The sequence below is a fragment of the Streptomyces pratensis genome (genome assembly GCF_016804005.1).
Lineage (GTDB): Bacteria > Actinomycetota > Actinomycetes > Streptomycetales > Streptomycetaceae > Streptomyces > Streptomyces pratensis_A.
The window spans coordinates 3,433,429-3,449,884 of record NZ_CP051486.1 but is presented as its reverse complement, the minus strand read 5'-3'; the positions used below and the strand labels follow the sequence as shown (position 1 = coordinate 3,449,884).

The 16,456-nt window shown below is 70.2% G+C and carries 1 protein-coding gene; it reads right to left on the bottom strand.

Going from position 1 to position 16,456, the window contains the following annotated elements; genetic code table 11:
- Positions 1–25 precede the first annotated feature (25 nt).
- Entirely contained in the window at positions 26–16,432 is a 16,407-nt protein-coding gene (locus HED23_RS35080; protein ID WP_238441948.1) for a type I polyketide synthase, read from the bottom strand.
- Positions 16,433–16,456: the final 24 nt, after the last annotated feature.

Genomic DNA, 16,456 nt, shown 5'->3' with positions numbered 1-16,456 from the left:
CATGAACTCCACACTTCGCGCATCATCAGGAATCGCCGTTGCCCAGAGCCATCTGAATCAGGCTCTCGGCGTCCATCTCGTCGATCGAGTCGTTGTCGTCACCCGCGGTCGAGGAGGCATGTGCTCCGTCGTGTTCATCCGCGAGCGTCATCAAGGTGTCCAGCAGTCCGGCTGCCCTCAGCCGGTCCAGGGGCACGGTGGCCAGTGCACTGCGCACCACGGCCTCGTCCACGTCGCCGTACGCGACGGTGTCCTCACTGCCCGCCCGGCCGGTCTCCGGAAGCAGCTTGCTCCGCAGGTAGGCGATGAGGGCGGAGGGCGTCGGGTGGTCGAAGACCAGCGCGGCCGGCAGCCGCAGGCCTGTCGCCTCCGCGAGCCGGTTACGCAGCTCGACGGCCGTCAGCGAGTCGAACCCGAGATTGCGGAAGGCCCGGTCGGGGCGTACCGCGTTCGGTGTGTCCAGCCGCAGCACGGTGGCCGCTCGCTCCTGTACGAGCTCCAGCAGCATGTGGTCCTGCTCCGGCCCCGACAGCTCCCTCATACGCCGGGTCAGCTCGTCGGCCGTGCCGACGGCCTCGGCCTCCGCGGTTTCCTCGGTCTTCTCGAGCGCGGCCCTCACTTCGGGCAGGCCGGCGATGAGCGGGCTCTGCCGCAGGGTCGTGAACGCGGTGGCGAACCGTGGCCAGTCCACGTCCACCGTGACGATCGGTGGTTCGTCGTGCTCGATCGCCTGTTGCAGGGCGGCAACCGCCAGGCCCGGATCCATCGGGGCCAGTCCCAGTCGTGTCAGCTGCTCGCCTGTGTCACCGGCTGCCATTCCGCTGTCGGCCCACTGACCCCATGCCACGGAAGTGGCAGCCCAGCCCTGGGCGCGGCGACGGTGGGCCAGCGCGTCGAGTGCCGCGTTCGCGGTCGCGTACGCGGCCTGACGCGCGCTGCCCCATACCCCGGCGATGGACGAGAACATGACGAACGCGTCCACCGTTCCGCCGAGCAGTTCGTCCAGGTGGGCGGCGCCCGCCGTCTTGCCGGACAGGACGTCGGCGAACGCGGCCGGCTCCGTGTCCGCGAGGGCGACGCTGTCGCTGACCCCGGCGGTGTGGATGACGCTGCGGACAGGGCTGCCTTCCTTGCTCAGTCGCCCGACGAGCTCGGCCACTTGGGACCGGTCGGCGACGTCGCAGGCGACCACTGAGACCTTGGCGCCCAGAGCCGTGAGCTCCGCCTCCAGTTCTTCCGCGCCTGGCGCGGCGATCCCCCGGCGGCTGGTCAGGACGAGCCGCTCAGCGCCTCGCCCGGCCAGCCACCTGGCCACATGCCCGCCCAGGGCACCTGTGCCGCCGGTGATGAGCACGGTGCCTTCGGTCTTCCACGGGGTGCTGGAGCCGGCTCCGCCAAGGGGTGCCCGCACCAGTCGGCGGCCGAAGGCGCCGGCCTGGCGCAGAGCCATCTGATCTTCTCCGGCCGGGTCGGAGAGGATGCCGCACAGGCCGTCGGTGATGCGCGTGTCGACGCCGTCGGCCGGCAGGTCGATGAGGCCGCCCCAGTTACCGGGCCGCTCCAGACCGACGACCCTTCCCATCCCCCATACCTGCGCCTGGGCGACGCTCACGGTACGGTCGGTGGTCGCGCTGACCTGCACGGCTCCCATGGTGGCGCACCACAGGGGGGCCTGAAGTTCCACGGCGTCGAGAGCCTGCACCAGGGCCAGCGTCGATGTAACGGCGGCGGGAACCGCAGGGTGTACGCGATCAGGGCTCTCGTCCGCCCCGAGGAACGACAGCACGCCGGCAACTTCGTCGTCGCTCGCGTCGACGAGTCGGCGGAGATGTGCGGCCAGTGTGTCCCGGTCGGATTCGCCCGGCGGCACCACGAGGGCCGTCACGCGTGCACCGTGCCCCGCCAGGGCCGCGTCACAGGCGCAGACCGTCGTATCGTCGCGCAGCGCCTCCGGTATCAGCACGATCCATCGTCCGGAGAGCCTGGAGACATTCGCCTCGCCCAGCGGCGTCCAGTCGATGCGGTAGCGCCAGCGGTCGATGGTGGCCCCGTTGCGGCGGTCACGCCGCCAGGACGCGAGCGCAGGCAGAACCGTCTGCAGGGCAACCTCACTCTGCGTCCCGCCCAGGGTGCGCATCAGGGCGTCCAGATCCTCGCCCTCGACGGCCTCCCAGAACTGGGCGTCGACCGGGTCCACGGTGCCCGCAGTGGGAGCGGCCAGGACTTCGGGCCAGTAGTGCCGGCGCTGGAAGGCGTAGGTGGGCAGGTCGACATGGGCAGGCGCACGACCGGCGAACAGGGCCTTCCAGTCCAGCTCGACCCCGTGCACGTGTGCTTCTGCCAGGGAGGTCGTGAAGCGGCGGGCTTCGTCCTCGTCACGGCGCAGCGTCCCGAGCGCCACCGCGTCACTGCCGGCGGCCTCGAACGTCTCCTCCAGCCCCACGGCCAGCACCGGGTGCGGGCTGACCTCGACGAACACACTGTGCCCGGCATCCAGCAGAACCCGGGTCGTGTCCTCCAGGAGAACCGTCCGGCGCAGATTGGTGTACCAGTACTCGGCGTCCATACCCGCCGTGTCCAGAAGTTCCCCAGTCACCGTCGAGTACAACGGCACCTGCGAGGAACTCGGGGACAGATCCGCCAGCACCTCCAGCAGCCGGCCATGGATACGCTCCACATGCGCACTGTGCGACGCGTAATCCACATCGATGCGCTTGGCCCGCACACCGTCGGCCTTGCACTCCAGCAACAGCTCCTCAAGCGCGTCACCGTCGCCGGAGACCACCACCGAGGACGGGCCGTTCACCGCCGCGACGGAGAGACGCCCCGCCCACCGGGCAAGCCGCTCGCCCACCTGACCGGCCGGCTCCGCGACAGACATCATGCCGCCCAGGCCCGACAGCTCCAGGATCGCCCGGCTCCGCAACGCCACGACCCGCGCACCGTCCTCCAGGGACAGCCCACCAGCCACACACACCGCAGCGATCTCACCCTGCGAATGCCCCATCACCGCCGCAGGCACCACACCAGCCGCCCGCCACACCTCGGCCAACGACACCATCACCGCCCACAACACCGGCTGCACCACATCAACCCGGTCCAACCCAGGCGCACCCGGCTCCCCACGCAACACACCCAGCAACGACCAGTCGGTGAACGGCTCCAACGCCGCACCGCACTCCGCCAACCGCGCCGCGAACACATCCGAGGACTCCAGCAGACCCGCAGCCATACCCGCCCACTGCGAACCCTGACCGGGGAACACGAACACCGGAGCCACCGCACCATCGGCGACACCCCGCACCACACCCGGCCCGGAACGACCGGCAGCGAGGGCGGCGAGACCGGCCAGCAACTCCTCACTCCCGGAAGCCGTCACCACAGCACGGTGATCGAACCGGGAACGGCTCGACGCCAGTGCGTGTGCGAGGTCGCCCACCGACAACTCCGTTGCGCCTGCCAATGATTCCGTGAGACGCGCGGCCTGGCCCCGCAGCGCGCCCTCCGACTTCCCGGAGAGCACGAACGGCAGCACGGTGCCGGCCGGGGGCCCGGACTCGACTGCGGCTGCGGCGTCGCCGTCCGGCGCCTGCTCGAGGATGACGTGCGCGTTGGTACCGCTGATACCGAACGACGAGACAGCCGCTCGACGTGGTTCGCCCGTCTCCGGCCAGGGCGTCGACTCGGTCAGCAGCTCGACAGCACCCGCCGACCAGTCCACCTGAGGCGTGGGTTCGTCCACGTGCAGCGTCTGCGGCAGCACACCGTGCCGCATGGCCAGAACCATCTTGATGATCCCGGCCACACCCGCGGCAGCCTGGGTGTGCCCGATGTTCGACTTGATCGACCCGAGCCACAACGGACGCTCCTCCGCGCGTCCCTGCCCGTACGTCGCCAGCAGCGCCTGCGCCTCGATCGGGTCACCCAGCTTCGTACCCGTACCGTGCGCCTCCACCGCGTCCACCTGCGCCGGTTCGAGACCGGCGTTGGCCAGCGCCTGACGGATCACCCGCTGCTGCGAAGGACCGTTCGGCGCCGTCAGACCGTTCGACGCACCGTCCTGATTCACCGCACTGCCCCGCACCACAGCCAGGACCTCATGCCCATTGCGCCGCGCATCCGACAGACGCTCCACCAGGAGCATCCCCACGCCCTCGCCCCAGCCCGTGCCGTCGGCCCCGGCGGCGAAGGACTTGCAGCGGCCGTCCACCGCGAGAGCTCGTTGCCGGGAGAACTCCACGAACGTCCCAGGCGTGGCCATCACCGTGACACCGCCGGCCAGCGCCATCGAGCACTCACCCGACCGCAACGCCTGAATCGCCCAGTGCAACGCCACCAACGACGACGAACACGCCGTGTCCACCGTCACCGCCGGACCCTCAAGACCCAACGTGTACGACACCCGACCCGACGCCACACTGCCTGCGGTGCCGGTGGTGAGGTGCCCTTCCAGGCTTTCGGCGGACGCGGCGGCATAGGCCGCGAAGTCGTGGTACATCAGCCCGGCGAATACGCCTGTATCGCTGCCACGCAGAGAGGCGGGATCGATGTCCGCCGACTCCACGGCTTCCCAGGAGGACTCCAGGAGCAATCGCTGCTGAGGGTCCATCGCCACCGCCTCGCGCGGCGAGATCCCGAAGAACTCCGCATCGAAATGTGTGGCGTCGTGCAGGAATCCGCCCTCGCTGGTGTACGACGTCCCGGGCTTGTCCGGGTCGGGGTCGAACAGCTCTTCCACGTTCCAGCCCCGGTCGGTGGGGATGCCCGTCACCGCGTCGCCTGCGGTGGAGAGCAGCCGCCACAGGTCCTTCGGCCCGGACACTCCGCCGGGATAGCGGCAGCTCATGCCGATGATCGCGATCGGGTCGTCCGCCGTGGTGCCGGCCGTCCCGGCTGTCGAGATCGGCTCGCTGTGCGTGCCGAGGGTCTCCGCCCTGATGAAGCCGGCCAGCGCCGCAGGGGTCGGGTAGTCGAAGACCAGCGTCGCCGGCAGTCGCAGGCCCATGACGGCGTTCAGCCGGTTGCGCAGGTCCACGGCGGTCAGCGAGTCGAACCCGAGATCGGTGAAGGCGTGCCGCGGCTTGATCGCTTCGCCGGAGCTGTGGCCCAGGGTCGAGGCGACCTCGTTGCGTACCAGCTCGAGGACGTGCGCCTCCTGTTCGGTCGGCTCCAGCCTGAGGAGGGTGCGCGCGAAGGACTGGGAGCGGTCGTCCCCCGCTTCGGCATGCCGCCTGTTCGGCACCCGGACCAATCCCCGGAGCATCGGCGGAGTCGTCTCCGGACGCGCCCGCAGAGCAGCCGTATCCACCCGGATCGGCACCAGCGCGGCCTCTCCGGTCAGAGCTCCGGCCGCGTCGAACAGGCTGAGCCCCTGTTCCGTGGACAACGGCAGAAGACCACCCCTGGCCATCCGCCGCAGATCATCCTCACCGAGCTGCCCCGTCATCTCGCTCGCCTGGGCCCACAGCCCCCACGCCAGCGACTGCCCCGCCAGCCCCTCCGCCCGCCGGACCTCCGCCAAAGCGTCCAGGAACGCGTTCGCCGCCGCGTAGTTCGCCTGACCTGCACCACCGAACACACCGGCAGCCGAGGAGAACAGAGTGAACATCGACAGATCCATGCCACGCGTCAGCTCATGCAGATGCCACGCCGCATCGACCTTCGGCCGCAACACCGCAGCCAACCGCTCCTGCGTCAGCGAGGACACGACACCGTCATCCAGAACACCCGCGGTGTGCACCACGCCCGACAACGCAGACTCCGGGGCAATACCCGCCAGAACCCCAGCCAGCGCCGCACGGTCCGCGACGTCACACGCGACGAAACGAGCCCGCGCCCCCAACCCCTCCAGCTCCGCAACCAAGTCGGCCGCACCCGGAGCATCCGCACCCCGACGGCTCACCAGCAACAGATCCCGGACACCACGCTCCACCACCAGATGACGCGCCACCACACCACCCAGCGCACCACTGGCACCCGTCACCAGCACCGTGCCCGCACCGACCTCAGGAGCACCGCCACCCGTACCGGCCGACACCCGCACCAGCCTCGGTACGAACACCTCGCCACTACGCACAGCCATTTGCTGCTCGTCCGAAGCGACCGCGGCCGGCAGAGCGGACTCATCGGTCCCGTCGACGTCGATCAGTACGAACCGCCCCGGGTTCTCCGTCTGGGCGGTTCGCACCAGACCCCAGACGGCAGCCTGTGCCGGATCCGGCGCGGAGTCGCCGTCGCAAGCCACCGCGCCCCGAGTCGTCACCACCAGCCGGGATTCGGCGAACCGCTCGTCCGCCAGCCAATTCTGGACGAACTCCATTGTCTTGAGCGCGAGTTCATGCGCCCGGGACGCGGCGTCCTCACTCGCGGAACCCGTATCGGCGAATGACACCGCCACCACGCCCGGCACCGCGTCCGCGGAAGCCAGGTCCGCGTGGCGAGCGATTCCTGGAAGGTTCCCCGCGGAGCCCACCGGCTTCTTCGCCCACTCGACCCGGAACATTGCGTCACCGAGCGCGTGATCCGCAGGCATCAGCTGCTCCGGCCTGATGGGTCGCAGCGCGAGCGTGTCGACGGAAGCGACCGGGTGGCCCGTTCCGTCGGCCAGCAGCAGTGAGACTCCGGACCGGACGCGCCGGATCCGGACCCTCAGTGCGCGTGCGCCGACCGCGCTCAGCGCGACACCGCTCCAGGCGAACGGCAGCTCGACGGATCCCGGCTCACTCCCGGCGCCAGGTGTCGCCGACCAGCGCATGGCGTGCAGCGCCGCGTCCAGCAGTGCGGGGTGCACCCCGAAGCCCTCGGCGGCGGCGTCGTCCGGAAGGGCCACCTCCGCGTATACGTCGTCACCCTGCTGCCAGGCAGCCCGCAGTCCTTGGAACAGAGGGCCGTACTCGTAGCCGGACTCGGTGAGCGATGCGTACAGGGTGTCGACGGCGAGCGCCCGGGCCCCGGCCGGTGGCCACTCGTCCAGACCGTCGTCCGTCGGAGCTGGAGCGAGCGTCGCCGTCCCGGACGCGTGGAGAGTCCACACGTCCTCCGGTGCGTCGGCGGGCGTCGCGTAGATCTGCACGTTGCTACGGCCCGTCGCGTCCGGCAGGGTCGCCGTCACCTGGAGCACGACCGCGCCCGAGTCAGGGACGACCAGCGGAGCCTCGATCGTCAGCTCTTCCAGCAGCTCGCATCCGACCTGGTCAGCGGCGTGCAGGGCCAGGTCGACGAAGGCCGTGCCCGGGAGCAGCACCGAACCGAGAACGACGTGGTCGGCGAGCCAGGGGTGCGTCTCGGCCGACAGCTTGCCCGTCATCACCACACCGTCGGAGTCGGCCAGCCTGATCGCTCCGGAGAGCAACTCGTGCCCACCGGGCCGCATCCCGGTCGCCGAGATGTCGCGTCCCTGACCGGGAGCCGACTTCAGCCAGTAGTGCTGGTGCTGGAAGGCGTACGTCGGCAGGTCGACGCGCTGCGCGCCGGATCCCGCGAACAGGGCCTTCCAGTCCAGCTCGACCCCGTGCGCATGCGCCTCGGCCAGCGATGTCGTGAAGCGCCGGGCTTCGTCCTCGTCACGGCGCAGCGTGCCGAGGGTCACGGCATCGGAGCCTGTGGCGGCGAATGTCTCCTGCAGTCCCATGGTGAGCACGGGGTGCGGGCTGACCTCGATGAAGACACCGTGTCCGGAGCTCAGCAGTGCCCGGGTCGCCTTCTCCAGGAGGACTGTCCGGCGCAGGTTGGTGTACCAGTACTCGGCGTCCATACCTGCCGTGTCCAGGAGTTCGCCGGTCACGGTGGAGTACAACGGCACCTGCGAGGAGCGCGGGGACACGTCCGCGAGCACTTCCAGCAGCCGGCCGTGGATGCGTTCCACATGCGCACTGTGCGAGGCGTAGTCCACATCGATGCGCTTACAGCGCACACCGTCGGCCCTGCATGCCTCACGGAATTCGTCCAGCGCGTCAGCGTCACCGGAGACCACGGCAGAGGTCGGCCCGTTGACCGCCGCGACCGACAGCCGCCCCTCCCAGCGGGTCAGCCGTTCACGTATCAGATCGGCGGAATCCGCCACAGCCAGCATGCCGCCCAGGCCCGACAGCTCCAGAATGGCGCGGCTCCGCAACGCCACGACCCGCGCACCGTCCTCCAGGGACAGCCCACCAGCCACACACGCCGCAGCGATCTCGCCCTGGGAATGCCCCATCACGGCCGCAGGCACCACGCCAGCCGCCCGCCACACCTCGGCCAGCGACACCATCACCGCCCACAACACCGGCTGCACCACATCAACCCGGTCCAACCCAGGCGCACCCGGCTCCCCACGCAACACACCCAGCAACGACCAGTCCGTGTGCACGGACAACGCCGCCGCACACTCCCGGATCCGCTCCGCGAACACATCCGAGGACTCCAGCAGACCCGCAGCCATACCCACCCACTGCGAACCCTGACCAGGGAAGACCAGTACCGGACGCGTTACGTCCGGCGCGACACCCCGCGCCACACCCGGCCCGGAGCGACCGGCAGCGAGGGCACCGAGAGCCGTCCGGAGTGCATCTGCGTCGCCTGCGACCAGCACAGCACGATGCGGGAACCTGGTACGGGCGGTGGCCAGCGACCACGCCACGTTCTGCAGGGCCGGCTCGGGCTGCCGGTCCAGCAGCCCTGCGAGTCGGACCGCCTGCTCCGTCACGGCGTCGGGTGATTTCCCGGAGAGAATGAAAGGCAGCGCCGCACTGCTGAGCGGTGACGCCCCGTCCGCCGCAGTCCCCGGCATGTCCTCCACGGGTGCCTGCTCAAGAATGACGTGCGCGTTCGTACCGCTGATACCGAACGATGACACACCTGCCCGACGCGGCTCGTGCTTCTCCGGCCACTCCACCGACCGGGCCAGGAGCTCAACGGCCCCCGCCGACCAGTCGACTTGGGGTGACGGCTCGTTCAGGTGCAGGGTCTGCGGCAGCACACCGTGCCGCATCGCCATCACCATCTTGATGACACCGGCCACACCCGCGGCAGCCTGTGCGTGACCGATGTTCGACTTCAGCGAGCCCAGCAGGAGGGGGCGGTCGTCCGGTCGGCCCTGGCCGTACGTCGCGAGCAGCGCCTGTGCCTCGATCGGGTCACCCAGCTTCGTACCCGTGCCGTGTGCCTCCACCGCGTCCACCTGCGCCGGTTCGAGACCGGCGTTGGCCAGCGCCTGACGGATCACCCGCTGCTGCGAAGGACCGTTCGGCGCCGTCAGACCGTTCGACGCACCGTCCTGATTCACCGCACTGCCCCGCACCACCGCCAGCACCTGGTGGCCGTTGCGACGCGCGTCGGAGAGTCGTTCGAGGAGCAGCAGGCCGGCGCCCTCGGACCACGCGGTGCCGTCCGCGTCGTCCGAGAAGGCCTTGCATCGGGCGTTTCCGGCGAGGCCGCCGTGCCCGCCGAACTCGGCGAAGATCCCTTCGTCGGCCATGATCATGACGCCGCCCGCCAGCGCCATGGAGCACTCGCCCGCCCGCAGCGCCTGCGTGGCGAGGTGCAGCGCCACCAGCGAGGAGGAACACGCCGTGTCGACCGACACCGCGGGCCCCTCCAGGCCGAAGGTGTACGACACCCGACCTGAGACGACACTGCCGGCGGTACCGGTCAGCACATGTCCGGCGACACCCTCGGGGATCCGGTCGAGCGACGTGGCGTACCCGGAGGACGATGTTCCGGCGAAGACGCCGGTGCGACTGCCGCGTACGGACGAGGGGTCGATGCCGGCCCGCTCGAAAGCTTCCCATGCCGCTTCGAGGAGCAGTCGCTGCTGCGGGTCCATCGCCAGCGCCTCACGCGGCGAGATCCCGAAGAACGCGGCGTCGAAACCGCCTGCGTCGTGGACGAACCCGCCCTCGTGGGGCAGGTCGGAGCCGTCGTCGGAGGAAGGCAGTTGCCAGCCGCGGTCGGTGGGGAAGCCCGAGATGCCGTCGGTGCCGGTGGCCACGAGCTCCCAGAGGTCCTCGGGCGAATTGACGCCGCCGGGGTAGCGGCAGCTCATGGCCACGATCGCGATCGGCTCGTCGGTGTCCGCGACTCCGGCCCGCACGGCGGAATCAGCGAGCGCGGGTGCTCCGGGTGTCTCGACCAGCGCCGTGTGCAGGTGGCCGGCCAGCAGGGCCGGAGTCGGGTAGTCGAAGATCAGCGATGCGGGAAGCCGTAGGCCCGTGGCAGCCCCCAGGCGGTTGCGCAGCTCCACAGCGGTGAGGGAGTCGAAGCCGAGCTCCTTGAACGCCCGGCCGGGGCGTACGGCGTCCGCGTCGGAGTGTCCGAGAACAGCGGCCGCCTGAGCGCTGACGAGTTCCACCAGCGTCTGCGTACGCTCGGACTCGTCCAGCCCCCTCAGCCGTTCGGTCAGCGTGAATGCCTCGATGGCCGCCGAAGCCACGCTGCGCCTGCTGGACCTGCGCCCGCCGAGTCCCAGTCCTCTGAACAGGGACGGCTCGTCCGCCCGGCCGCGCAGGGAGGCCGTGTCGAGCTTCATCGGTACGAGAACGGCGTCGTCGACGGCGAGGGCGGCGTCGAACAGGGCCACGCCCTCCTCCGCCGACAGGCTGGTCAGTCCTCCTCGGGTGCTGCGGCCCGCGCTCGTCCCACGAAGCCGGTCGATCATGCCGCCGGCCTGTTCCCAGGGCCCCCAGGCGAGGGAGGTCGCTGCGAGCCCCTCCCTCCGTCTGACCTGGGCCAGCGAGTCGAGGAAGGCGTTGGCGGCCGCGTAGTTCCCCTGGCCGGGCGCCCCCAGCAGGCCGGAGGTGGACGAGAACAGTGCGAACACCGCCAGATCCAGATCGCGGGTCAGCCGGTGCAGATGCCAGGCGGCGTCCGCCTTGGGCTTGAGCACCGCGTCGATACGTGCGCCTGTGAGTGAGGAGATGATGCCGTCGTCGAGTACACCCGCGGCGTGGACCACGGCGGTCAGCGGGTGTTCGTGGTCGATGGCGGCGAGAAGGCCGGCGAGCGCGTCGGCGTCGGAGACGTCGCAGGCCGCAAGGGTGACGGTTGTGGCGCCGAGCTCCGTGAGTTCGGCGGCGAGTTCCTGAGCACCCGGTGCGTCAGGCCCGCTCCGGCCTGCCAGGACGAGGTGCCGGGCACCGTGCGTGGCGACCAGGTGCCGGGCGAGTACGCCGCCGAGCGATCCGGTGCCTCCGGTGAGAAGCACGGTTCCGTCGCGGTCGAGCGGCTGCGGAACGGTGAGCACGACCTTTCCCACGTGCCGGGCCTGGCTGAGGAAGCGGAAGGCCTCCGGTGCCCGGCGGACGTCCCAGGTCCGCACCGGCAGTGGACGCAGTGCCCCGCTCTCGAACAGCGCGACGACCTCGGCCAGCATCCGGCCGATCCGCTCGGGCCCTGCCTGTATGACGTCGAACGCCTGGTAGGCGACCCCCGGGTGGGCATGTGCGACCGCTTCGGGATCGCGTACGTCCGCCTTGCCCATCTCCACGAACCGACCGCCGCGCGGCAGCAGCCGCAGCGAGGCATCCACGAACGGCCCGGCGAGGGAATCCAGCACGACGTCGACGCCACGCCCGTCGGTGGCGGCGAGGAACTGCTCCTCGAACTCCAGCGTGCGCGAGGACGCCAAGTGCTCGTCGTGCAGCCCGAGCCCCCGCAGGGCGTCCCACTTGCCCGGGCCTGCCGTCCCGAACACCTCGGCGCCGAGGTGGCGCGCCAACTGTGTGGCCGCCATGCCGACACCGCCCGCCGCGGCGTGCACGAGGACCGACTCCCCCGGCTGGAGTGCGGCGAGGTCGACGAGACCGTAGTAGGCGGTGAGGAACACGATGGGCACCGAGGCTGCCTCGGTGAACGACCATCCGTCGGGAATCTTCGCGATCATGCGCTGATCGGTCACCGCGGTGGGGCCGAAACCTCCGCTCAGCAGGCCCATGACCCGGTCACCGGGCACGATCCCGGTCACGCCGGGGCCGGTCTCCAGCACGACGCCGGCGCCCTCGATGCCCATCGTGGCGTGTCCCGGATACATGTCGAGAGCAATCAGGACGTCGCGGAAGTTGAGCCCCGCTGCGCGTACGGCCACGCGCACCTGGCCGGATTCGAGTTCGCCGCGCGCTTCCGGGTGGGGCAACAGCCGCAGTCCGTCGAGCGTCCCCTTGCTCATGCTGTCGAGCCGCCAGGCCGTCCCGTCCACAGGCGGCAGCAGTGTGCCGTCCTGCCCGGGCCGTACGAAGCGGAGGGCGAGGAGCGCTCCCCCGCGTACCGCCAGCTGCGGCTCACCGCTGTCCACGGCACGTCGTACGACACCGACGTCGGGCCGCGCCGCATCGTCCAGGTCCAGCAGGACGAAGCGCTGGGGGTTCTCCGACTGCGCCGACCGCAGCAAGCCCCACACCGGGGCGGCGGACAGGTCGGTGGTGGCGCTCGTGTCGCCGCCCGTGTCGACGGCCCGACGGGTGACGACGACCAGCCGGGACGCGTCGAAGCGCGGATCGGCCAGCCACTCCTGCAGGAGCCCGAGCGTACGGTGCGCTGTGCGGTGCGCGGCTCCGAGGATGTCGGCGTCCTCGGCCGCGCTGTCGGTGGTGTCGATCAGGACGACTTCCGGTGCTGCGGCCCCCGCGTCGAGGGCTGCGGTCAGCGCGGTCATGTCCGCGTACACGTCACAACCGTCGGGGCCAGGGCCGGCTCCGTCGGCGAGCACGGTCAGCACGGCCAAGGACCGTGCCTCACCATCCGGCTCCGAGGACGCGTCCTGGGCGACCTCGACCCAGCTCAGTTGGAACAGCGAGTCCGCGGTGGCACGGTGCCGGTCGTCGAACTGCTCAGCGGTCACCTCACGCATTGCCAACGCGTCCACGTGCGCGACGAGTTGACCGGCGGCATCGGCCAGGACCAGTGACATCGTGCTGTCGCGGCCCGCGGGGGCGATCCGCATCCGCAGCGTGGTGGACCCGGTGGCGCGGAGGAACACACCGTTCCAGGAGAACGGCAGCCAGCCGCGCCGCTCGCCGCTCGCCGGATCCTCCGGCCCGCCGCCGCCCAGCAGACCGCCCACGGCGAGGGAGTGGAGAGCGGAGTCGAGGAGCGCCGGGTGCACACCGAAGCCGGCTACGTCGAGGTCGGCCACCGCCACTTCGGCGAAGACCTCCTCGCCACGGCGCCAGGCCCGCTGCAGCCCTCGGAAGGCCGGGCCATAGCCGAACCCCTGGGCAGCGAGTCGCTCGTACAGTCCTTCGACATCGATCTCCGTCGCCTCGCGCGGCGGCCAAGCCCGCAGGGACTCCCGGACCGATGATTCGGCAGCTGACTCGACAGCGGCGTCGACGGGCGCGAGCAGTCCGGTGGCATGTTGGATCCAGTCGCTCTCCTCGGCGTCTGCCTCCCCGGGACGGGAGTGCACGCTGACAGGCCTCCGCCCGTCCGCCTCAGGGGTGCCGACAACGACCTGCAGCTGGACGCCTGCCGACTCATGGAGCACCAGCGGCGCCTGCAGTGTCAGCTCGTCCACCAACTCGCAGCCCACATGATCACCCGCATGCAGGGCCAGATCGACGAAGGCTGTTCCTGGCAGCAGCACCGAACCCATGACGGCATGGTCGGCGAGCCATGGCTGTGTCTGCAGCGACAGACGCCCCGTGAAGAGGAACTCATCCGTGTGGGCCAGCCCAACAGCGGCCGCGAGCAGCGGATGATCGCCGGTGCGCAGCCCGAGTCCGGCTACGTCCCCGGTCTGAGGCCAGGTGTTCTTGGGCCAGTACCGCTGCCGCTGGAAGGCGTAGGTGGGCAGGTCGGTTTGGCGGGCGCCGGTACCGGCGAAGTACGCCGCCCAGTCCACCCCCGAACCCCGTACGTAGAGCTCGGCGAGCGCGGTCACCAGTGTCCGGGCCTCGTCGCGGTCCTTGCGGAGAACCGGGACGAATGCCGATTCCTCGACGCAGTCCTGGCCCATCGCGGACAGCACACCGTCCGGACCCAACTCCAGGAACACGGTCACGCCCTGGTCCTGGAGCGCACGCATCCCGTCCACGAAACGGACCGCGTCACGGACATGGCGCACCCAGTAGTCCGCCGAACAGACCTCGTCGCCCGACACCACCTGACCGGTGACGTTCGAAACGATCCCGATCTCAGGCGCGTGGAAGGAAAGACCTTCGGCCACCGCGCGGAAATCGTCCAGCATCGCGTCCATACGAGGCGAGTGGAACGCATGGCTCACCCGAAGCCGCTTGGTCTTACGACCCTCCGCCTCGAAGTGCCCAGCGATCGCGAGGACCGCGTCCTCGCCACCGGAAACCACCGTGGCCGAGGGCCCGTTGAGCGCGGCGATGGACACGTGCTCGGTCAGCAGCGGCAGGACTTCCGCCTCGGTGGCCTGAAGCGAGACCATCGCCCCACCCGCCGGCAACGCCTGCATCAGACGACCACGCGCCGCCACCAGCTTCGCCGCATCCTCCAGCGACAACACCCCAGCGACGTGCGCGGCCGACAACTCACCGATCGAATGACCCAGAAGGTAATCCGGCTTCACGCCCCATGCAGAGACCAGGCGGAACAGCGCAACTTCGAGCGCGAACAGCCCAGCCTGCGTGAACTGCGTCTGATCCAGCAGCTCACCACCCTCGAACACCACATCCCGGACCGGACGGTCCAGATGCCGGTCCAGCTCCGCACACACCGCATCAAACGCATCCGCGAACACCGGATAGGACTCGTACAGCTCACGGCCCATACCCGACCGCTGCGCACCCTGACCCGAGAACAGCATGGCGACCGGGCCGTCCTCGGTCGCCGTGGCCGTGACCACATCGGCGGCCCGTGGATCATCGGCGAGTGCCTCGACCTGGCGGAGGAGGCTGTCCGGGTCCGCGCCGAGGAGCACCGCCCGGCTCTCCATCGCGGTCCTGGCCACGGCGAGGGAGTATCCGACGTCGACGGCGCTGTGCGCCGTTCCGTGGCGGAAGTCCAGCAGGCGAGCGGCTTGGTCGGCCAGTGCCGAAGCGGACTTCGCTGACAGGATCCACGGAACGACCGGGAGCACGGTGGTCGCCGGCAGTACCTCCTCAGCCTCTTCCTCAAGCTGCTCGAGGATGACGTGCGCGTTGGTGCCGCTCATCCCGAACGACGAAACACCCGCCCGTCGTGGCTGTCCCGTCTCGGGCCAGGCAATCGACTCGGTCAGCAGCTCGACGCCGCCCGCCGACCAGTCCACGTGGGATGAGGGCTCGTCCACGTGCAGGGTCTGCGGCAGCACCCCGTGCCGCATCGCCATCACCATCTTGATCACACCGGCCACACCGGCCGCACCCGCTGTGTGACCGATGTTCGACTTGAGCGATCCCAGCCGCAGCGGCCGGTTCTCGTGTCGGTCCTGCCCGTAGGTCGCCAGCAAGGACTGTGCTTCGATCGGATCGCCGAGCCGGGTCCCCGTGCCGTGGGCCTCCACCACGTCGACGTCGGCCGGGGACAGACCGGCGTCGGACAGCGCCTGGCGGATCACCCTCTGCTGGGAGGGCCCGTGGGGGACGGTGAGACCGCTACTCGCCCCGTCCTGGTTGATCGCCGAGCCCCGGATCACGGCCAGGACCCTGTGTCCGTTGCTGCGTGCGTCCGACAGCCGTTCCACCAGCAGCATGCCGATGCCTTCGCCCCAGCCGGTGCCGTCGGCCGCTTCGGCAAAGGCCTTGCACCGGCCGTCGGCCGCCAGACCACGCTGCCGGGAGAACTCCAGGAAGGCCCCCGGGGTGGACATCACCGACGCCCCACCCACAAGAGCCATGGAGCACTCGTTCCGGCGCAAGGCCTGGGCCGCCCAGTGCAGCGCTACCAGCGACGACGAGCACGCGGTGTCCACGGTCGCGGCCGGCCCTTGGAAACCCAGGGAATAGGCGATCCGGCCGGACATGACGCTCGCGGCGTTTCCGATGGCGAGATAGCCACCGAGCTCTGCCGTGTCGTTGTGCAACAGGGCGGCGTAGTCCTGAGCATTGGACCCGATGAACACACCGGTGCGGCTGCCGTGCAGCGAAGCCGGGTCGATACCTGCCCGTTCCAGCGCCTCCCAGGCTGTCTCGAGCAGCAGCCGCTGCTGGGGGTCCATCGCCAGCGCCTCACGCGGCGAGATCCCGAAGAACTCGGCGTCGAAGTCGCCGACGGAGCTCAGGAAGCCGCCCTGGTCGGCGTAGGTCGTCCCGGGGTGATCCGGATCGGGATGGAAGAGCCCGTCCGTGTCCCAGCCACGGTCCGGCGGGAAGCCGGCGATCGCGTCCGAGCCGTCGGCCACCAACTGCCACAACTGCTCGGGCGAGCGGACGTCACCGGGGAACCGGCAGCTCATGCCGACGATGGCGATCGGCTCCTGGCCCTCGGACTCGACCTCGTGGAGCCGCTGCTTCGTCTGCCGAAGCTCAGCGGTCATCCACTTGAGGTGATCCAGGAGTTTCTCTTCACTCGCCATCGGAAACAGCACCGCCCCTTGAGA

What these genes read in the sequence shown, in the direction of transcription:
- HED23_RS35080 (WP_238441948.1), bottom strand. Translation starts at nt 16,432, where the DNA reads ATGGCGAGTGAAGAGAAACTCCTGGATCACCTCAAGTGGATGACCGCT.